The 19,812-nt window shown below is 65.9% G+C and carries 16 protein-coding genes; 3 read left to right on the top strand and 13 right to left on the bottom strand.

Annotated elements, in window-relative coordinates; genetic code table 11:
• Positions 1-17 precede the first annotated feature (17 nt).
• The 8 genes from DC434_RS20050 to DC434_RS01605 form a co-directional block, all read right to left on the bottom strand.
• Positions 18-191, bottom strand: coding sequence for a hypothetical protein (locus DC434_RS20050; RefSeq protein WP_165807966.1), 174 nt, complete (start codon positions 189-191; stop codon positions 18-20).
• A 108-nt stretch (positions 192-299) separates the two neighbouring features.
• Positions 300-467 (bottom strand): hypothetical protein, encoded by a 168-nt coding sequence (locus tag DC434_RS20045; RefSeq protein WP_165807965.1) that lies wholly within the window; start codon positions 465-467, stop codon positions 300-302.
• A 125-nt stretch (positions 468-592) separates the two neighbouring features.
• Complete coding sequence (locus tag DC434_RS01630; protein WP_116633526.1) at positions 593-2,101, bottom strand: helix-turn-helix domain-containing protein; 1,509 nt, start codon at positions 2,099-2,101, stop codon at positions 593-595.
• On the bottom strand, positions 2,098-3,135 hold the full coding sequence (locus DC434_RS01625) for a DUF917 family protein (RefSeq protein ID WP_116633525.1): 1,038 nt from the start codon (positions 3,133-3,135) through the stop codon (positions 2,098-2,100). Before DC434_RS01625 ends, DC434_RS01630 begins: the two co-directional genes overlap by 4 nt.
• A gap of 4 nt (positions 3,136-3,139) precedes the next feature.
• Complete coding sequence (locus DC434_RS01620; RefSeq protein WP_116633524.1) at positions 3,140-4,252, bottom strand: DUF917 domain-containing protein; 1,113 nt, start codon at positions 4,250-4,252, stop codon at positions 3,140-3,142.
• Entirely contained in the window at positions 4,249-5,343 is a 1,095-nt protein-coding gene (locus tag DC434_RS01615; protein ID WP_116633523.1) for a DUF917 domain-containing protein, read from the bottom strand. The genes DC434_RS01620 and DC434_RS01615 overlap by 4 nt, the downstream gene beginning before the upstream one ends.
• Positions 5,340-6,893: a hydantoinase/oxoprolinase family protein gene (locus tag DC434_RS01610; protein ID WP_116633522.1), complete on the bottom strand. Its 1,554-nt coding sequence runs from the start codon at positions 6,891-6,893 to the stop codon at positions 5,340-5,342. The genes DC434_RS01615 and DC434_RS01610 overlap by 4 nt, the downstream gene beginning before the upstream one ends.
• A 56-nt stretch (positions 6,894-6,949) precedes the next feature.
• On the bottom strand, positions 6,950-8,314 hold the full coding sequence (locus tag DC434_RS01605) for a cytosine permease (RefSeq protein WP_116633993.1): 1,365 nt from the start codon (positions 8,312-8,314) through the stop codon (positions 6,950-6,952).
• A 144-nt stretch (positions 8,315-8,458) separates the two neighbouring features.
• Here DC434_RS01605 and DC434_RS01600 point away from each other — a divergent pair, with 144 nt between their 5' ends.
• Complete coding sequence (locus tag DC434_RS01600; protein WP_116633521.1) at positions 8,459-9,202, top strand: SDR family oxidoreductase; 744 nt, start codon at positions 8,459-8,461, stop codon at positions 9,200-9,202.
• A gap of 407 nt (positions 9,203-9,609) precedes the next feature.
• Here DC434_RS01600 and DC434_RS01595 read toward each other — a convergent pair whose 3' ends face one another.
• Complete coding sequence (locus tag DC434_RS01595; protein ID WP_133192761.1) at positions 9,610-12,231, bottom strand: hypothetical protein; 2,622 nt, start codon at positions 12,229-12,231, stop codon at positions 9,610-9,612.
• A 295-nt stretch (positions 12,232-12,526) separates the two neighbouring features.
• Here DC434_RS01595 and DC434_RS01590 point away from each other — a divergent pair, with 295 nt between their 5' ends.
• Positions 12,527-13,738, top strand: a complete 1,212-nt coding sequence (locus DC434_RS01590) for an MFS transporter (protein ID WP_116633519.1) — start codon at positions 12,527-12,529, stop codon at positions 13,736-13,738.
• A 333-nt stretch (positions 13,739-14,071) separates the two neighbouring features.
• Here DC434_RS01590 and DC434_RS01585 read toward each other — a convergent pair whose 3' ends face one another.
• A complete protein-coding gene (locus DC434_RS01585; protein WP_243408752.1) occupies positions 14,072-14,599 on the bottom strand; it encodes a gluconokinase, GntK/IdnK-type in 528 nt (175 codons plus the stop codon).
• Between the two features lie 165 nt (positions 14,600-14,764).
• Between DC434_RS01585 and DC434_RS01580 the strand changes: the two genes are divergently transcribed.
• Positions 14,765-15,859 (top strand): LacI family DNA-binding transcriptional regulator, encoded by a 1,095-nt coding sequence (locus DC434_RS01580; RefSeq protein ID WP_116633518.1) that lies wholly within the window; start codon positions 14,765-14,767, stop codon positions 15,857-15,859.
• Positions 15,860-16,052: 193 nt separating this feature from the next.
• On the opposite strand, the gene DC434_RS01575 is transcribed toward DC434_RS01580, so the two are convergent.
• Genes DC434_RS01575 through DC434_RS01565 form a run of 3 tightly spaced genes read right to left on the bottom strand, consistent with a single transcriptional unit; the run spans position 16,053 to position 19,656 of the window.
• Complete coding sequence (locus tag DC434_RS01575; protein ID WP_116633517.1) at positions 16,053-16,919, bottom strand: ATP-binding cassette domain-containing protein; 867 nt, start codon at positions 16,917-16,919, stop codon at positions 16,053-16,055.
• Complete coding sequence (locus DC434_RS01570; RefSeq protein WP_243408751.1) at positions 16,916-18,718, bottom strand: dipeptide/oligopeptide/nickel ABC transporter permease/ATP-binding protein; 1,803 nt, start codon at positions 18,716-18,718, stop codon at positions 16,916-16,918. Before DC434_RS01570 ends, DC434_RS01575 begins: the two co-directional genes overlap by 4 nt.
• Entirely contained in the window at positions 18,715-19,656 is a 942-nt protein-coding gene (locus DC434_RS01565; protein ID WP_116633516.1) for an ABC transporter permease, read from the bottom strand. The genes DC434_RS01570 and DC434_RS01565 overlap by 4 nt, the downstream gene beginning before the upstream one ends.
• Positions 19,657-19,812 lie beyond the last annotated feature (156 nt).

Here is a 19,812-nt window from a genome sequence, read left to right as displayed (position 1 = left end):
TCGGCCTCCGGCTTCCTCTACTTCCAGCCGCGGAGGACCTTCTCCTCGAGGGAGATGTTCCCACCCCCGCGCCCCTGGTCCGGGTAGGCGCCGCCGCCGGCGACCTGCTCGAGCTGCTCTTCGGTCAGCTCTGCCGCTGCCGTCTCTTCGGGGGCGGGGGCTTCCGCAGCGATCTTCTTCTCGTCGGACATGTCGTCTCCTCACGCAGGCGAGGCCTTGTGCACTCGCAGAACAAGTGTGTTCCGCCGGCGAAGCCGCCTCCATAGACGCAGGTCGCCTCCTCTGCCGCGTCGGGCGCGCTAATTCCCGCCGCGGAGGGCCTTCTCGATCTCGGCTTTGTCCATGTGCCGCCCCGGAATCGGATGGCCGTTGCCGCCGGCGACCTCGGCGAGCTGCTCGTCGGTCAGTTCGGCGGACGCTGTCGCGCCGGCGCCGGCGTCGGCAGGGATCTTCTTCTCGTCGGACATGTCGTCTCCTCACGCAGGCGACGCCTCGTGCGCTCGCCGTCCCCAGTGTGATCCGCTGCCGAGGCGCTCTCCATAGACGCAGGTCGCCACCTCCGTCTGGTTTCCGCGACTCGGGGCGCGAGCCGTCAGCGCACCGCGCGGCAGGCGAGATGCAGCGCCAACCGCACCTCGGGATCGCTCATGTCCACGCCGAGCAGCTCCTGTGCGCGATGGATGCGACTGGCGACGGTGTTCCGGTGGAGACCGAGGGCGGCCGCGGTCGGAGCGAGGGCCGACTCATGATCCAGGTACGCCGACAGGGTCGTCAACAACTCGCCGCGTCCCTCCTGCAACGGCGCGAGGAGCGACTGCGCCGCCGGGACGAACGTGTCGTTGCCGGTCCATGCGAGCAGGAGCCGTTCGAGCCCGAGTCCGTCGACACGCACGAACCAGCCGGTGGCCGAGCGGTTCACGGCGATCTTCGAAGCATCGGACGCCTCGCTCAACGATGTCGTGAGCCCCGCGGAGCCGTTCGCCACCGACCCGACCCCGGTCGCGACGTTGAACGAGCGTCGGGCGGCGACGTGGAGCTCCCGCAGGGCCGCCACGCACTGCTCGATCTGCGGCGGCGCCGGCGGCTCGGTGAAGGTCAGCCAGCCGGTCACGCCGCGACCACCCGTGGTCGCGTGCGAATCGACGGAGATGCGACCGAGCTCGCCGATCACGAAACGGAGGAGCTGGAGCGCGTCCACACGGGTGCGCCCGATGAGCCGGAAGCCGAGGTGGTATCCGCTCGTCCGCCATCCGCGCTCGAGCATGCGGCGCTCCACATCGAGATCCGGTGTGCCGCGCAGATCGACGAAATCCCGCAGCACTCCCGACGACACCGAGGCGTCGTTGACCTCCTCCACCTCGTCGATCAGGATCCGGGCGGCGACGGCGGGCATCGCCACCTCGGCGGCGACCGCGAGCGCGGTGACCTGGCGCTCGTCGAGGCCTTCGCCGAAGAACGCCAGTCGCAGACCCTCTCTGCTCGGACTGTCGACACGCACGGAGGCCGCGGAGCCGCCCGGCGCACGCACGATGTCGAGCCACGGGGCGAAATCGATCGACGCGTGCACGTCCGGGGCCAGTGCTCCTCCGGATTCGAGCAGCACGCCCTCGGCATCGAGCAGAGCGACGCCGTGCCGCACGCTCGTGGAGAGGTGGCGGAGCAGGTCGGCAAGGCTGTCCGCGTGGTACTCGATCGACTGCGCGACCTTCCGCACGTAGTGCAGGGCGAGCGCATCGCGCGCTTCGACCAGCTGCCAGCAGGCCTTCGCCAGCAGGATCGGTCGATCGACGTGCAGCACGGTGAACCCGAGCCGCGCGGCGAGCGCGCGGGTACCCGGGCCGAACCCCTCGGCGCGGGGCACCGCGAGTGCCCGGAAGCCGCGATCGCGCGTGCGGCGGATGAGCGCGTCCTGCTGCCAGGAGCGGTCGGGCGGCGACTCGGTGAGGATGACCAGGCGCCCGGCACCGTCCGACGGCAGCAGGGTCTCGTCCGACTCCACGACGACGCCGGTCCACTCGACATCCTCCGGTCCGGCGATCGCACGGACGCCCCCGTTCTCGGGATGGGCGAGCAGGGCGCTCAGCAGGAGGGCGTCGCTCATGAGAGGCCGTCCAATTCATCCAGCCCGTAGACCGAGGGGACCACATGGCGAAGGCGCTCGGTGGAGTGCGACCACCACGCCGGTCCATCCAGCTGCATCACGGCGACGTACCGGCCCATCGACAGACTGGGGACCTCGAGGATGTCGCGCGAGATCGCGTCGAGCACGACCACCAGATCCGGGGCTGCGGCCTCGAGCCTTCCGTCGGTCATCAGCGCGAGGCTCTCGGACCGGGCCACGAGTCTGTGCACCTCGCCCGCGCTCCCCTCGATTCCGAAGACGGTGACGTGCGGATCCCGCTCGTCGATCTCGATCGCGGTGATGCGCCCCTCCGCGAGCAGCCGCCCGCCCAGCGTCCCGGCCAGATGATCGAGCGGCCCGGTCTCGGCGCCGAGGAACGCCTTTCCCAGCCGCAGCGCGTGCGCGGCATTGCCGACGATCGCGTGCTCGCGCAGGGACCCGACGGTGAAGCCCGCGAAGACCATGCCGCCGGCACCGCCCGCCTGGACGGTCGCCGCCCTCACGATGCGTTCGATGTCGAGCGCGCGGTCGGTCTCGACGAGGGCGACTCCGCCGGCACCCGTGTCGCACGTGACGATGATGTTCGGGACGCCGTCGACCAGGAGCGACATCTGGTCGAGCGCCGGAACGGCCCGGCCGGTCAGATCGGCGTCGACGATGATCCGCTCGCCGGCCAGCGTGAACGACGCGAGGCCGTTGAGTCCGCCGCCCTCGAGCGAGCAGACCACCGGAACGCGATATCCCAACCAGCGCTCCGCCGCGGCGATGAGCCGAGCGAAGGGGGCGGTTCCCGGGAGCCGCTCGCCCAGGAGGATGGTCGAACCGACGAAAGCGGCCCCGAGGACCGGGAGGTCGGGATCCAGCTCGTCGACGTCATGCAGGGTGATCGGCCAGTCCGGGGAATCCCGCAGCACGAGCTCGAGCATGGTCGTCCCGCCGCCACCGCCCGAGCCGAGCAGCGCGAACCCCGTTGCCAGCGCGGGGAGGCTGTCGAGATCGAGGGTGACCGGCATGGGCTCAGCCTAGGCTCGCCACCTCCGCTGCCTCCACCGGCGAGAAAGGCTCGGTCAACCCGAACGCCCCGGGCCCGAATGCCTGCAGAGCCTCCGGCGTGCGCATCATCTCCGGCGTCGAGATGCCGAGCACGCGCACGCGCTGCCCGTAGCGCAGCCCCTCCGTCGTGATCGGCTCCGCGGACTCGTGGTCCACCACGCAGATCAGGTCGGGCACGATGGCGACCACCTCGCCGTTGCGGCGCGCGATGAGGTTCTCGTTCTGGAAGGAGATCTCCAGACGGTCGTCACTCGACGGATCGGATGCCGAGACGATCGCGGTGCCTCTGGCGAACCCCTCGGTCGTGCGGCGCTCCACGTCGGTCACCTTCCCGACGAACAGCTCACGCACGTGCGGGTAGAGCGTCGTGGACAGCGTCGCCGCGATCGCCTCGAACGGGGATCGATGCGCCTCTCGCGCCTCCCGGATCGTCCGCCCCAGCGCGAGCGCCATCGAGATGGTGCGCGGGACCGCCGTACGCTTCACATCCGCGCCCGACATCGCGTACTCCGCGATGTGACCGACGCCGCCGAGGCGGATGGTGATCCCGCGCGCCAGCCACTCCATCTGCCGGTCGTCATCCCCTGTGTCGATGATCACGCGCTCGCCCCGTTCGCCCGCCAGAGCGAGCGGGGAGCCGTGCACACCGTAGACCGCGAAGGTCTCCATCGACAGCTCGGGGAACGCGCGCCCCATCCCGTCCGCATCGACGACCGGAAGGCCGGTCTCGGCGGCGACCATGAGGGGGATCATCGAGTTGATGCCGCCGCACTCGATCGGCATCGTCGCATCCGCCGTCCGCCCGAGGTGCTCCTCGAGCGTGCGCAGGGCGAGCGTGGCCTCGAAGCCGGCCGGGATCTTCTCGATCATCACGGTCGGCGCTCCCATCTGCGCCGTCGGGATCACGAACATGTCGTCGGTCAGATCCTCGGGGTCGAGGATCGTGATGGACCGATCGCCGAGGACCTGTTCGACCAGCATCTTGCCGATGTACGGGTCCCCTCCACCGCCGGTTCCGAGCAGCGTGGCGCCGCGAGCGAGGTCGGAAAGATCCGCACCGGTCAGCTGCCAGCTCACGCGGCATCCTCCTCGACGAGGGTCTCGACCCGGCCGTCGAATCGATGGGAGGGCAGGTCGTACCCGAAGTAGCCGGGCCCGACCATCGCCAGCGCGGCGGCGCCGTGCCAGCGCTCGTCGCTCGGTGCGGCGATCACGCGGACCCGCTGCCCGTAGCGCAGTCCCTCCGTCGTGATCGGCTCACCCGAGTCATGGTCGAGCACGATGATGAGGTCCGGTGTCGTCACGAGGGTCTGTCCGTCGAGCGTCGCGATGAGGTGCTCGTTCTGGAACGAGAGCTCCAGTGCCGAGTCCGCACCCTCGATCCTCGCCCTGCCGCGGGCGAAGCCCGTGGTGGTCGCGCGCTCCACGTCGACGACCTTCCCCTCGAACAGCTCCCGTCCGCCGAGAAGAGCCACCACCCGCGCGACGGGATCCGTCTTGGCCTCCCGCGCGGAGTCGATGCCCTCGCCGATCTCGCGGCACAGCGACAGGGAGTCGGCGACGAGCGCCTCGCGCGCCTGCGCCCCCGACATCCGGAAGCCGGAGATCATCACAGAACAGCCCATCTCCACGCAGGCGACGCGGGCGATGCGCTCGGTCCAGCTGTTGTCGACGGTGTTCAGCACGCCCACGTTGCCCTTCTCATCGCTGAACGCGAGCGGCGACGCTTCGATGCCGTACAGCGTCGGCAGCACCATCTGGAGCTCCGGGAACGCGCGGCCCATGCCGTCGCCGTCGATGAGCGGCAGACCGAGCGCGGCGGCCGCGGCGATCGGGATCGTCGAGTTGACGCCGCCGACCTCCGCGCACGCGATGTGCGTGACGGCGCGGCCGAGGGCCGCCCCCAGCGCTCGCACCGGGGCGGTGACCTCGTCGAGACTCGGCAGCTTCTCGACCATGACCGTGGGCGCACCCATCATCGCCACGGTCAGCACGAGCGCGTCGTCCGGCACCTCGTCGAGCGACACGACCGTGACATCGCCGTGCAGGCGCAGGGCCTGCGAGGCGAGCAGGGCACCGATGTACGGGTCGCCGCCGCCGCCCGTGCCGAGCACGGCGGCACCGCGGGCGAGCCCGGGGATCAGGTCGCGGGTGATCGTCCAGCTCATCGCACACCGCCCATGTCGAGGTCGCCCACGGCCTTGACCCGGATGCGGGTGGCGTTGCCGGGGAGATACGGGATCGGGACCTCGTCGAAGTCGACGATGTCGACCGAGGCGGGGAAGGCGCCGGCGGCGATGGCCTTGTCGACGGCTTCCGCCCGCACCGCGGCGATGGCCTCCTCGCGGCGACCGGGCTCGATCGCGTAGACCTTGTCGATCTCGCCGCCGACCTGGGCGATGGAGGCGCCGATCGCGTTCGCGACCGCGTAGTTCTCGGGCCGCTGCACGGCACCGAAGATCGGCAGCTCGCCGGAGACGAGGATCGATCCGCCACCGACGGCGACCACCGGGATCGGCTCGGGCGAGGTGCGCATGCGATCCACCGCCTCAGCGACCCGCTCGCCGATCCGCTCGAGCACCCGCTCGACGAACGCGCGATCGAGGTGAGCGACCTTCGAGGCGTCGCCGATGTCGGCCCGACCGGCTGCGACGGCGATGTCGGTCGCGGTGAGCGTCGACCCGCCGAAGACGAGAGCCTCGGTCGTGAGCCGGTAGCCCACGGATTCCGGCCCCACCTCGCCGGTCTCCTCGTCGACGATGGATCCGCCGCCGATTCCGATGGACAGCACATCCGGCATCCGGAAGTTGGTGCGGATGCCGGCCACCTTCACCTCGTTCGCCGTCTCGCGGGGGAAGCCGTTGATGAGCAGTCCGATGTCGGTGGTGGTACCGCCGATGTCGACGACCGCGCACGTCGCGAGACCGCTGGTCAGGGCGGCGCCTCGCATCGAGTTCGTCGGCCCCGACGCGAAGGTCGCCACCGGATACAGGCGCACGTAGTCCTCGTCCATCAGCGTGCCGTCGTTCTGGCTGAGGAAGATCGGGGCCTCGATCCCCTGCCGGCGCACCGCGGCCGTGAGGCCGTCGACGATCTCCGACGCGAGCTCGCGCAGGGCGGCGTTGATGATCGTGGCGTTCTCCCGCTCGAGGAGCCCGATCCGTCCGATCTCATGAGAGAGCGAGATGGCGACGTCATCGCCGAGCTCCTCGGCGATGATCTGCGCCGCCTCGACCTCCAGGTCGTGATTGACCGGGCTGAAGACTGAAGAGATGGCGACGGAGCGGATGCCGTTGGCGCGCATGTCAGCGGCGTGCGCGCGGAGTTCGTCCGGGTCGAGCGGGGAGATGGGCCGCCCGTCGAACTCGTAGCCGCCGTGGGCGAGGTAGCTCCGGCCCTGGATCGCCTCGACGAGTCCGGCGGGCCAGTCCACGAGCGGCGGAAGGGCCTTCGTGGCGGGGAGGCCCAGCCGGAGCGCCGCGGTCGGCGCGAGCCGCTTGGCCTCCACGAGCGCGTTGATGAAGTGCGTCGTGCCGATCATCACGGCGGAGATGTGGTCCCCGTCGAAGTGGTGCCCGGACCGCAGGGCGTCGATCGCCTGGACGATGCCGCTCGTGACATCCTCCGTCGTGGCGTGCTTCACCGCCGCCAGGGTGAGGGTGCCGTCCATGAGCACGGCATCGGTATTGGTTCCGCCGACATCGATTCCGATGTGCATGAGGGTGGTTCTCTTTCTGTTGCTTCTGCTGCGTGTGTTGCTTCTCTTGCGGTGGGTCAGTTGGTGGCGCCGAGACCGGGGACCGCGTCGGTGGCGGCATCCGTCTCGAGCTCCGGCTGCGCCGTGCGGGCGGTGCCGATGCCGCGCACCCAGCCGAGCTTGCCCGCGATCACGTACAGGACCATCGAGAGGAGCAGCGACAGCACGGGCGGGATGCCCCACGTGACGACGTAGCCGACGACGGCCGACACCAGCCAGATCACGAGCGTGGCCGGGACGATCCGCGGTGCCGTGTCGGGGAGGCGTCCGGTCTCCCTGCTCGCATCGAGCTCGGGACGCCAGCGGCGCACGATGAAGTACTCGGCGACCATGATGCCCGCGATCGGCGGGAAGGCGACGCCGAGGATGATGAGGAAGCCCGAGAACTGGCCGAGGATGCCGACGGCGGCGAGCACCGAGCCGACGACGCCGAGGACGATCGTCGTGGTGACGCGGTGGAGGTTCTTGCTGAACGCGGTCGAGATGAAGTTGACCAGTCCGAGCGTCGACGAGTACAGGTTCCAGTCGTTGATCTTGAGCGTGCCCGTGATCACGATGATCAGACCCACGAAGCCGATCGACGAGGTGACGATGGCCACGATGTTGCCCGAGGCCGCGGCGTGCGCCAGGAGCACTCCCGCGAGCCCGATGACGAACTCGCCGAGCGAGACGCCGACCACCGTCTGCTTGATCACGTCGGCACGGGACCGGTTGAAGCGCGTCATGTCGGCGGTGATGATCGCGCCGACGATGAGCCCTCCGGCGACGATGCCCGTGCCGGCGAAGACGCTCATCGTGGGGCCGGGAGCGGGTCCGGTGATCAGCTCGCCGAGATCGTGGTCGACGAGTTCGCTGATGATCGACCATCCGACGAGGATCAGGAAGAGCGGCACCGTGATGTTCGCGAGCCACTGCATGCCCTTGAATCCGAAGGCGACGATCGCGGTGACCGCGAGGCCGAAGAGCAGGCTCCAGGCCCAGATCGGCATGACACCGGGCAGCAGCGCATCGAGCGACTCGGCCGAGATCGCGCTCTGGATGCCGAACCACCCGATCAGGCTGATGCCGATAGCGAGCCCGACGAGGGAGGCGCCGACCTCTCCGAAGCCGGTCCATCGGGCCAGCAGGGCCGTGTTGAGCCCTTCCTTCTGACCGATGATGCCGACGATGCACATGATCACCTCGAGGATGATCGAACCGAGGAGGAGGGCGAGGAAGGCCTCGCCGAACGTCATGCTGTAGCCGAGCGTGGCGCCCAGCAGGAACTGCGAGAGGGCGGAGACCTGACCGAATCGCTGAACCGCGATCCCGAACCAGGGCTTCTGCGCTTCCGGACGGACGCGACTGAGGGCGAAATCGTCGGCGTGTGCCGTGGTGGCCATGGTGTTCTCCAGAGTCATGTGGACGGGTTGCGGCCACGGTATCCGTGCAGCCATCGCACAGGAACGTGCAGAGTGCCCTGATTCTCGTGAGGGATGTGCACACCGCATATCCGCACGTCGATGAAGGCGTCGCAGAATGGGAGCATGTCCCTCTCCACAGACCCCCTCGACACCCGCCTGCGTGATCGGACGATCGTCTTGATCGGCGGCGGCTCCGGAATCGGCCTCGAGGTCGCGCGACGATCCCTCGCCCTCGGGGCCGAGGTCGTGCTGGGCGGGCGCACGCCGAGCCGTCTCGAGGCGGCCGTCGCCGAACTCGGTCCGCGGGCGCGCTGGAGCGCGGTCGACACCTCCGACGAGGAGTCGATCACCCGCTTCTTCGCCGACATCCCGACCGTCGACGGCGTCTTCACCACCGCGGCCGACTATGTCGTCGGGTCGATGCGGACGCTCGACCATGAAGCGGCGGCATCCCCGTTCGAGTCGAAGTTCTGGGGTCAGTACCGGGTCGTGCGCGCCGCCCTGGACCTGCTCTCCCCCGATGCCTCGATCGTGCTGATGTCCGGGGCGGCGAGCGTGCGCCCGCCCGCTTCGGCGCCCGCGTACGTCGCCGCGAATGCGGCGATCGAAGGGCTCGCTCGTGGTCTGGCCGTGGAACTCGCACCGGTCCGCGTCAACGCGGTGTCGCCCGGGACGATCGACGGGAACCTCTGGGCGAACCGCGACGAGGCCGCCCGCGCGGCTGCGTTCACGCAGTTCAGCGCCGACACTCTGCTCGGTCGCCCCGGGACCGAGGGCGAAGTGGCGGATGCCGTCATCCACCTGCTCGTGAACGGCTACACGACCGGCTCGACGCTCTACGTCGACGGCGGGTACTCGCTGCGGTGAGCCGGGTCGCATGCGGCGGTGAGCCGGGTCGCATGCGGCGGAGAGTCAGTTATGGGTCGGCCTTTATCCTGCTCCGGAACTGTCCGATGTGATCCAGACGAGCACTGACATCGCCAAGAAGTCCAGCAAGCCGGAATCGTCAAACTATGTGATCCGGTGCAGCACCCCCGGAAACAGTGGACATCGGGTCCAGGAAGAGGTCGACTCGCCTTAGGATCCTTCCCTACGCGACGACGGTCGGCGACGCACGGGAAGTGGGCCCTCGCGTAGTCAACCTGCGGCGCAGCGATGGTCTCCGCCACAGCCTTCTGCGGTTCCAGCCTGTGCGGTATAGACAGTGTGGATGGTGTCGATCTTCCCCATTGCCGCGCTCATTACGGCGACGCTTAGGCCATCCCCGGGGGGTGTCAGCGTATCAGCCGTTCTGCCGCTGAACTGTAGATAACGATGTACGGCTGGTTCGCCAACGTTGATCCGAGTGCTGGGACGAACACGGGGTGGTCGCCTTCTCGATACACCTCCGCGAAAAAGGCGAGCGGGTACCCGGACCCGGTGTAGTCGCCCGGGACGGATATGGCATAGTCGGTTCCGGTTCTGCGCATCGGCATACTCTGCCAGCGTTCACCCTGATTGAGATGACGGAAATGCAACACTGCCGCGTCAATCGATGTGTCTTCGCAACGAAGTTGCACTGGCATTTCTGAGCCTCGTTCGAATGTCGCCGGAACCTCGAACACTGCGTCAGCAGCCCAGCGGCCCGAGCGATGAACAAGCCTCTCCCGCTTCTGAGGGGCGACCAAAGCCATGGCCCGTAGTTGCGCCTTCAAAGCGTCCAAGTCTCGAAGCATCGAGGGGAGCCGGTCCGCCCAGGTTCCGCGATCAGATGGTCCGATACCAAAAGCGATGTCGTCTCGATAGACGCCCGCGGCTACTTCGGGGATGCGCGCGTACTGGTCGTGTGCAGCATCGAGAAAAGTAATGCTCGACTCTAGGTGTGAGGGGTCTCCCGTTCGACGGTGGAGAGCGTACTGAACCGCAGCACGAAACTTGTCTGCGAAGAAGCGGCCCAGATGAGCGACGATCCGAAGATCGGTGACCGTCCGCTGAGTTTGTGGATTGTCGACCATCGATGACGCGGCGACGTTGTCGAGAGCGGCCTCGCCCTCGACAACGAGGTCCTCGAGCCAGCGTGCCACCTCGAGAGGCGAGTACCTCGCGCTCAGACTGTTGGACATCACTGCATCGGCATACTCGCCGACGCTATAGAAGAGCGTCGGATCGAAACTGCTCACGCCTTCCCACGTCCGCGGATCCGGAGTGTCCCATGCGTAGTGCATGCACTTGATCTGCTCGGAAATCGGCAAGTCGACATAGAGCTCTGGAGAGTAGAAGTTGTTCGCCGCGCTCACTCCGTGGACGTGGGCGACCAGCGGTAGCACGCGGCTCAAGCTAGCCAACGCGACCTCAAGATGTGGCGCGGCGTCAGACCCGTGGTCTGCTCGCAAAGACCGTTGCCAGACCTCAGCGTTCGCATCGGGGTTGTACATCAACTGCCCCCACAGCACGTACGTGTACCGATACTTCTTCCAGTCCGCCAGGCCCAACCGAAGGTGTTCGCTGAGATACGGGTCCCTGCACCCCAACTGGCCGCTCCCGCGCCTTCCCTTGAACGTCAGGGGTTCACAAAACTCAAGCCCCTTGGCGCCGCCGATGGTCGCGTAGCGCCCGTAGCCGCTGGCTAGTGCTGGGTCCCCCCACAACAGTAGCTTCTGAGTTCCGGGCCACATTCTGAACATGACATCGGTGCCTCGATCTTCATCGAGGTAGTCGGCGTAGCCATACCGGGTGAACCTGCGTGCACCGTCCGTGACCCCGGTCACGGACGTGTCCTGCCCGGCAAACTGCAGAGGAGTCTGTTCACGGGGACGGATTGACGCTTGGTGGTAGGCGAGTCCCATATGCTCGGACAAGTACTTGGCCGAGATCATCGGGACGAGGTTCGGCCTACGCGTGGCACGCACGAGAGCATCGTCGACACCCTTCGCATGGAGGTCGATCTGCAGTGGCCGGCCGACCGCGGAGGCTGCGTCGAAGATCTTCCCCCAGAAGGCCTCTCGGTCGCCCTCCGGTATTCCTCCTTCGTGGTGTACGCGGAAGGTTATGCCCGCTATTTCAGGAACGGCCTCCAAGAGTGTGCTGAGGGCAGCCGCACAGTAGTCGGCATGCGAGGACGGGCCGACGCCCGTGATCGGGTACCACTCTTTGGATTCATACCCGAAGTCGTACGCGTGATTCCACAGGCCGAGTTGGAAGCTCATGCCGCGACGGGTTGTCTCGCGAGCGATGTGAGCGAGCGACTCGAGGTTGCGCTGCCTTTCGACATCGTCGACCCCGGCGGCGCGCACATCGAAGCCAGGCACGGCCGTTAGGAACGGATAGGCGAAGACGAGGTAATTGTCAGTGGCTGCTCTACTCTCCCAACCGGTGCCGTAGTTGTACTGCATACCGAAGGCGAGATGGAATCGATTGAAGCGTTGAGACGCCAGGTGGTCGAGATACTCGGTCCAGAACGCGCGGTCGTGAAACCACGGCAGATCCTCGTGGACGCTTGAGAAGTTTCGCTGAATGCCGCGAACGGAGACGGCGGGAGACCCAACATCGCGCCAGCCGTCGAGCGCCGACAGGCCTTGTGAACGGATGCGCTCGCTGAGCTCGACCAAGGCGTAGGCGTACCCTCGATGATCTGTCGCCGCAACGACGGCGCGCCGGTCGCATCCCGCGCTCGCGGCCCCTCGAGTAACGCCGATGCAATACGACTCCTCCCCCCGCGGCGGGACGGGGAGCCCGACGGAATCCAACTCACGCACGTCTGTCGCACGCGCCAAGTGCACATGAAGCGTGCCGCGTTCATCGTCTTCCGGCGCAGACGTGCGGGACTCAAGCGCTTGCTTGACCAGCTCGAGCGCCCACGCGATGGGGGCGGCGTCAGCGACAGCGGTAAGACCATGAACCTGCATTGAATTCCGCATGGTGAGAGCCCCTTGGCCGAAACAGCTTTATCCGGACTGGCAACCGGTTGACAACATCCTTTGGGAATCATAACGTACTTATCGTGAGTTGCTACGCGTCATACGCCAGGTGGACTACCGATGTCTCGATGGAACTGAGCAATTGGTGAAGCCACCCGCGGCGGATGCGCCCGACGATGATGACCATGATGACGAATCGCATGTCGGCCATGACGGCAATCTCAGCCTGCCTGTCCTGCCGGGGGCCTCACCGTCGCGGACCCCCAACCGCGCGCGAGGTCTATCGTCCGCGGAGGTGACTTTAGTTCTCATCGCCACCTTCGGCGGTGCAGTATCCGCGCTGGTTCCGATGGCGTTCTCGCTCGCGCTTCGTATCGACCAGTTGACCCCCGGGCAGCCCGAACTGCTGGGGTTCGTCCTTGCGTCCAGTGCAGCAGCTGCGCTACTGACCGCCCCCCTGTCGGGAATGCTGAGCGACCGAACCCGCTCTCGATGGGGCAGGAGACGACCATTCACGTTGGGAGGTGTGGTCGTCGGCATTGCGGCGGTGCCCGCGCTGATTCTCGCAGACGACGTGCTCACCCTCGCGCTCGCATGGGTGGTCTGCGCGGTCGGCTTTGGCACCGCGAGCTCATCCGTCCGGAACTTTCAGGCGGACTACTTGGCTCCCGCCCAACGCGGGAAGGTCGTCGGGCTTGCCAGCCTGACTACCCAGGTGGCTCCAGTCCTCGGCATCCTGTTGGCAGGCACGCTCGTGCAGAACGTCGCATTCTTGTTTGCCGTGCCGGCCTCCCTCGGCGCCGCTTGTTTGCTCGTGTTCGTAGTACTGGTGCCAGAGCCGTCAAGTCGAGACCGGGTCGTTGAGCGTCCTCTCTCACTAACCGGCATCATTCGCAGCTATGGATTTTCACCTCGACGGCAACCCGATTTTGCGTGGCTGTGGCTCGGTCGGTTCGTCGTCTTCTCCGGGCTCACGATGACAACGAGTTACACGACCTTCTTCTACGCACAACGACTCGACCTCTCCGTGGCGGAGGTGGCCGCGATCCTCGCTGTTACGTCCATGCTGAGCATCGTGAGTTTGGGGACAGGGTCGCTCGGCTCCGGGTGGTTGTCCGACCGGCTCGGCCGGCGACGTCCATTCGTTGCTATTGGAGGTCTCACTTCGGCTTGTGGCTGCATCCTGTCGGCCACCGCAACCGATCTGCCGTTGCTGCTCACGGGTTCATTCATGATGTCTCTCGGTGTCGCTATGTTCACGACCGCGAGCGCGGCCATCGGCCTCGACGTTCTTCCGGAGAGAGACGCTCAGGCCGGTAGATTCATGGCCATCACCATGTTCGCCCAACGCATCCCTGCCGTTATCGTCCCACTGATATCACCTGCGCTACTCGCGGTTCCCGGGGGGCCGGAATCTGGAAACTTCGCCGTTCTCTACATCACAGCAGGCCTATTGCTCGCGTGCGGATCGGGAACCATAGCGGTCATGGTGCGAGGTGTCCGGTAGTTCGCGCTGCGGGACCCGAGCAGGGGCAGTGTTTCACGCCCCGGCTCACACTCGAGGCCGCAGCACACTTGAGCGTGCGCTCGGCCGAGGCGTACCCGCGGCACGGACAACCCCGCCCCTAAGGCTGCGAGGCCGGACAAGACTCCCGTCGCCTGCGGGACAAGGCAGCGCCTCGCCGGACGACACATGGGGTGGTCCCGCAGAAGCCGCGATACGACTCCACGGCCAGGGAACCGTATTGCGGGACGTGGATCACAGGGCGTACATGCGATGTCGCCTATGTGCTTAGCCACCCAGGAGGACGGGCGGAGCGCTCGCAGGGTGTCCGCGTGCCTATGACGAAGAGGTGGCCTGGAGGCGGAGATAAAGCTCGGCCTCCGTCACGATCTCGGACGGGTGAGCGGTGATCGAGACCGTCGCCCCATCCTCGTCGATATCCAGAGGCTCGAGCGTGTCGAGCTGTGAACGTAGCAGAGACACAGGCATGAAATGCGAGTCGCGCTCCTGCATCCGGTGGGCCAGCAAATCGGCATCGCCCGTCAAGTGCACGAAGAACAGAGGCCGGCCCGATGCGCTGCGGAGTCGGTCTCGATAGTCGCGGCGGAGCGCTGAGCAAGCCATCACCAATTGCCCCTCCGTTTCCCGGCCCAACAGCTGCCCCACACGCTCCAACCATGGGTACCGATCTTCGTCTGTCAGAGGCCGCCCGGCCGCCATCTTCGCAACCGATTCGGGAGAGTGCAAACCGTCCGCGTCCGCGAATGCCGCGCCCAACCGCTCAGCGAGCAGGCGCCCAACGGTTGTCTTACCGCACCCTGCAACACCCATTACCACGACCTGCAACTTGTCCGTTTCGTTCACGGTTGAGCTCCTCCCGACGGCAGCGCCTGCACCCCTCGAGTATGCCGCAAATAGAGTATAATTGACAACCGATTGCCAACCGCGCTCCCGGGAAAACCTGAACGGTCGTCTCCGCGTTGGGGCCGTCTCCCGGTAGCGTGGATCTCGCACACAGGAAGGCGGCGAATGGGCGACCCACAGCAACCCACTGACGCGAACCCGTCGAAAGAGTTCGATGAGATTCCCGCCACGTTGGCTGAGCGCATCGCTCGACGTGGATCCGGAGCCACGATCTACGACATCGCCGAACTTGCGAACGTCAATCCCTCGACCGTTTCACGGGCGCTCTCGAAACCCGGACGCATCAGCGAGAAGACAGAGGCGCGGGTTCGAGCCGCCGCCGAGAGACTCGACTTCCGCTTCAATGCGGCGGCTCGCGCCCTACCGACTGGGCGGAACCACATGCTTGCGGTGGTCGTCTCGGACATCACCAATCCGATGGTTTTCGGTATCCTGCGTGGCGCTGAGCAGGCGGCGGCCGCTTCCGGGTATGCACTTGTCATCGCGGAGTCACAGGAATCGGGCCTCGCCGAGGCTGAGGCGATCCAGCGCTTGATCCCAAGCGTTGACGGTTTCGTACTCGCGACCACGCGCTTATCGGACCTGCGAATCCGCGATATTGCCTCGCGGCGTCCGGTGGTGCTGATCAATCGCGCCGTGGACGATGTTCCCGGCATACTCCCCGATGTGAATAAGGGCGTCGACCAGTTGATGGACCATCTTTTGGAGGGCGGTCATCAAACCATCGCTTACCTTTCGGGACCCGCATCCTCCTGGGTGAGTCAGCGTCGATGGGAGCGAGTGGTTCAACGGGCCGTCGAAGCCGACGTCGCTGCAGTCGAGATCGGACCGAACGCCCCGACTATTGAAGGAGGGGCGGATGCGCTCTCCCGCGTCAAGGCCGCGCGGTCGACGGCAGTCATCGCTTTCAACGATCTCATCGCCATCGGCCTGATGCGCGCTGCGGCCTCTGATGGCATGAACGTGCCGCAAGATCTCAGTGTGGCGGGTTTCGACAACATCTTCGGCAGTGAGCTCATCGTTCCCGCTCTGACCACTGTGCGGTCGGACCTGGAGAAGGCAGGCGAGCGTGCCGTCGAGCAATTGCTCGCAACACTGGGAGTATCTGAGGCGTCGGTACCCTTGAGCGAGTTGCTCGACACAAGCCTGCTTCTGCGTGAGTCCACGGCAGCTCTTGCGCCAAAAGAAATCCTGAGATGAGCGTGCCGCTCGCCACGCATAAGATGAGCATCCCGCTCGCGACGCAACGGTGACCCGGTTGACCGTGGATTAGCAGGACGCTGATGTCTGTCAGAGAGTCAGGCCCACGGTCGATTCGTCGCACACGGAGACGCCCTGGGCAGAGACTGGGATGATCTCATGCTCTCAGGGCGCCCTGCGCGCGCGGTGCTACCTATGTCGGTATCGTGATCGAGCTGCGCGTGTCGAGGAGGCCGGCCTCCTGAAGGCGGCGTCTCGTCGCACGACGCTCCCGCTGCAGCACGGGGTCGGCAACGGGGGAGGCGAAGAGCAGCCTGCGCGTGTAGGGATGCTCTGGTTTGGAGGTAACCGCTTCGGCCTCGCCCTCCTCGACAATGTTTCCCTTATAGATAACGGCCACTCGATCACTAACGTGCCGCACGACCGCAAGATCATGCGAGATGAACAGCAAAGCGACGCCGGTGTTTCGCTGGATATCCTGCAGCAACTCCAGCACGATGGCCTGCGTCGACAGGTCAAGGGCTGAGACGGCCTCATCGCACACGATGAGTTCGGGCTCCGGGGCAAGCGCGCGAGCGATAGCGACCCGCTGACGTTGCCCGCCACTGAACTCCCGGGGGAGGCGGTCTGCTGCGTCCTTCGGCAGTCCCACCCGGTCCAGTAGTCCAGTCACCCTCTGCCGAGCGTCTCGAGCCGTTGCACCCTGCACGATCAACGGTTCGCTCAGGATGTCGCCGACGTTGAGGGCAGGGTTGAGAGAGGAGTACGGATCTTGGAAGATCACCTGGATCTGTCGAGCCAGCTCGCGTCGACGCTTCGGGCTTGCATGCGTGATGTCTTCATCGTGGAAGCGGATGCTCCCGCCAGACGCCTTCACAAGCCCGAGGACTGCGCGACCAATGGTCGTCTTACCCGAGCCCGACTCACCGACCAGCCCGAGCACCTCCCCGGCGCGAATCTTGAGATCAACGCCATGCAGCACCTCAGTCGGCTTGGCTCGGAAACCACGGCCCGGGAAGGCCACCTTGAGCCCTTCCACCTGCAAGAGCTCTTCGTTCATTGTGCCGCTCCGCTCGTCGTGGGGGTGAGATCCTCAACGTCAATCTCCACGAAGTCGTCGTCGAGAATCGAGTCGAGAAGCTTGCGCGTGTACGGATGTGAGGGTTCGCGGAACACGGTGAAGACATCGCCTGTCTCGACGATCTCGCCATGACGCATCACTACAATGCGGTCGCACATATCCGCGACGACTCCGAAGTTGTGGGTCACCAGCAAGATGGCCATCCCCATCTCTTCCTGAAGGTCGCGAAGAAGATCGAGGATCTCTGCCTGGATGGTGACATCCAGCGCCGTCGTCGGTTCATCCGCAATCAGTACCCGCGGCTTGGCGGCAACGGCGGCAGCTATCAGAACTCGCTGGGCCATTCCACCGGAGATCTGGTGCGGGTAGGAGGCGAACGTTGAGCGAGGATCTGCGATACCGACACGCGCGAGCAGCTGCAGTGCGTACGTCTTCGCTTCGGCTCGGGACCTGGATGTCGTCGCCATAATGCCTTCTACGAGCTGCGAGCCAATGGTGAACGTCGCGTCAAGACTGGACATCGGCTCCTGCGGCACGTACGCGATAGTCCCTCCCCTGACCGAGCGAAGCTCCTTCTCGCTCAGATCGAGAACCTCGCGCCCCTCGAGCAGGATCGACCCGCCAGTGATCCGCGCAGCAGGGGGAAGTAGCCCCAGCGCGGCGAATGCGGTCTGTGTCTTGCCGGAGCCGGACTCGCCGACGAGGCCGAGGGTCTCTCCAACCCGGAGATCCAACGAGACGCCCTTCAGGATCTCCCGCATCTCGCCGTCTGGCTTGGGGTACCCCAACCGCAGGTCACGAATGGACAGAACCGTGTCCTCGGGCCGGGCCGACGTCGCCCCCTCGGCGTCTGCCGCCGACCGTTTGCGCCGCTCCGTCCGTGAGCCCAACTTGGCCGCCTTGGGGCGCTCCCCCTCCAATGCGTCCCGGAGCGAGTTGCCCAACAGTACAAGGCTCGCGCTCATGAGACCCCACAGTGCAGCGGGCCAGATGAACTGCAATGGGTACACGTACAGATTTTGGAACCCGGAGGAGAGCATGGCTCCGAAACTCGGCTCCTCGGCCGACCCGAGTCCTAGGAACGCGAGACCGGACTGCACCCCGATGGAGGTTCCGATTAGAAACGCCGTCGCGATGATCACGGGGCCCCGCACAACCGGCATGACGTGGCGTAGGAGGATGCGCACGGTGCTGACGCCGGATACACGAGCCGCGTCGACGAACAGTTCGCCCTTCACACCGACGGTGACGTTGCGCACGATGCGGTAGATCCCCGGGGAGAGAAGAATTCCGAAGATGAGCATGGTCGCACGGAAATCGCCTCCCGTGAGGGGCATGAGTGCAATGAGGATCAGTAGCCCGGGGAACGCCATGATCAAGCTGAACAGCCACTCGACGCCTGCACGGAGTCGGGCACCGAAGTAGCCTCCGATCAGCCCGGCGGTCATGCCGATGACGATGGCCACACCTGCACCGATCAAGCCGGAGATCGCCGCGGTGTTGATCGAGTAGATCAGTCGCGCGAAGATGTCACGACCACTCTGGTCTCCGCCCAGGAGATATCCCTCGGTGCCCACGGGGGCATTCACGGCGTCCAGAGACGAGTCGTTCGGACCGTGTTGGGTGATCAGCGGAGCGAGGACTCCGGCGGCGAATGCCAGCACGAGAAAGACTCCCGTGATGACTGCCTGCGGATCGCGAAGAAGGCGTCGCCAGGCGTTGCGTCGCGGACTCTTTGAGGCCGCTTCGGCCTCGATCAAGATCGTGTCGGTACTCAATGGACTCTCGCCTTCGGGTTGAGCCAACCATTGACCAGGTCAGTCACGAGGTTGACAAAGACAACAAGGGAGACGCCGAACACGATGATCCCGAGGATCACTGGCAGGTCGCCCTGAAGCGAAGAATTGAACGCGAACGAGCCGAAGCCCGGGAGCGCGAAAACGTTCTCGATGATGATCGCGCCGCCGAACATGCCGATCACCTCGAGCGAGAGCACCACCAGAGCCGGCGATGCAGCGTTCCGCAGCGCGTGCTTGTAAACGATGGAGCGGGTGGAGATCCCTCGTGACCGCAACACGCGAACGTAGTCTTTCTGCAACTCGCCGATCATCGTTCCGCGCACCTGCGCGGACATGTTCGCAACGCCATTGATGACGAGCACGACAACAGGGATGGTGATCGCAGCGGCCCACGCCGACGGGCTCTCCGAGAATGGAGTGAAGCCGGTCGCCGGCACCCACCGCAGGTTGATTGCGAACACGACGACAAGCGCGATAGCGATAAGAAGGTTCGGCAACAGATGCCCGATGAGCGAGATCCCTTGCGCCGCCCGGTCGACCGCTCCTGCGCGAGAAGCTGCGAGCACACCGAGCACGACGCTGAGGACGGTGCTGATCGCGAGGGCAACGAGCACGATGGAGAATGTCACACCCAGGCGCTGGGCCACCGCGGGAGCGACCGGCTCGCTGGTGAAGTATGAGACTCCAAAATCACCGCGGAAGACCCCGCCGAGCCACTCGCCGTACTGAACAATGAGCGGTTGGTTGAGCCCGAGCTCAGTCTTCTTCGCCTCGATGGCCTCGGGCGACGCAGCTGCGCCGAGCAGGTTCGCGGCGATCCCATCGAACGAGAAGCTAAGCAGCCAGTAGGTGATGAAGGTAACCAAGATCGCGAGCACCACACCACTGGCGATGCGGCGGAGCGAATACATGATCATGACACTCCTCCCGCCCGCCGACCGGCAGAGCTGGGCCAGCACGATCCGCTCGCGTCGGAGCGGCGCTCCGACAGGATCCGGCTAGCGGGACAATCCACCATGGAAGTGACTCCTTCGTCATCGGGTCGGGCGGCACTGTGATGGTGACCGCGCTCC

Source organism: Microbacterium sp. TPD7012 (assembly GCF_003075395.1).
Lineage (GTDB): Bacteria > Actinomycetota > Actinomycetes > Actinomycetales > Microbacteriaceae > Microbacterium.
The sequence above is the reverse complement of the archived record's forward strand: the minus strand, read 5'-3'. Positions and strand labels throughout refer to the sequence as shown.

Excerpts from the sequence above, each read along its gene's own strand:
- DC434_RS20050 (WP_165807966.1), bottom strand. The coding sequence starts at position 191 with ATGTCCGACGAGAAGAAGATCGCTGCGGAAGCCCCCGCCCCCGAAGAG.
- DC434_RS20045 (WP_165807965.1), bottom strand. The coding sequence starts at position 467 with ATGTCCGACGAGAAGAAGATCCCTGCCGACGCCGGCGCCGGCGCGACA.
- DC434_RS01630 (WP_116633526.1), bottom strand. The coding sequence starts at position 2,101 with ATGAGCGACGCCCTCCTGCTGAGCGCCCTGCTCGCCCATCCCGAGAAC.
- DC434_RS01625 (WP_116633525.1), bottom strand. The coding sequence starts at position 3,135 with ATGCCGGTCACCCTCGATCTCGACAGCCTCCCCGCGCTGGCAACGGGG.
- DC434_RS01615 (WP_116633523.1), bottom strand. The coding sequence starts at position 5,343 with ATGAGCTGGACGATCACCCGCGACCTGATCCCCGGGCTCGCCCGCGGT.
- DC434_RS01610 (WP_116633522.1), bottom strand. The coding sequence starts at position 6,893 with ATGCACATCGGAATCGATGTCGGCGGAACCAATACCGATGCCGTGCTC.
- DC434_RS01605 (WP_116633993.1), bottom strand. The coding sequence starts at position 8,314 with ATGGCCACCACGGCACACGCCGACGATTTCGCCCTCAGTCGCGTCCGT.
- DC434_RS01600 (WP_116633521.1), top strand. The coding sequence starts at position 8,459 with ATGTCCCTCTCCACAGACCCCCTCGACACCCGCCTGCGTGATCGGACG.
- DC434_RS01595 (WP_133192761.1), bottom strand. The coding sequence starts at position 12,231 with ATGCGGAATTCAATGCAGGTTCATGGTCTTACCGCTGTCGCTGACGCC.
- DC434_RS01580 (WP_116633518.1), top strand. The coding sequence starts at position 14,765 with ATGGGCGACCCACAGCAACCCACTGACGCGAACCCGTCGAAAGAGTTC.
- DC434_RS01575 (WP_116633517.1), bottom strand. The coding sequence starts at position 16,919 with ATGAACGAAGAGCTCTTGCAGGTGGAAGGGCTCAAGGTGGCCTTCCCG.
- DC434_RS01565 (WP_116633516.1), bottom strand. The coding sequence starts at position 19,656 with ATGATCATGTATTCGCTCCGCCGCATCGCCAGTGGTGTGGTGCTCGCG.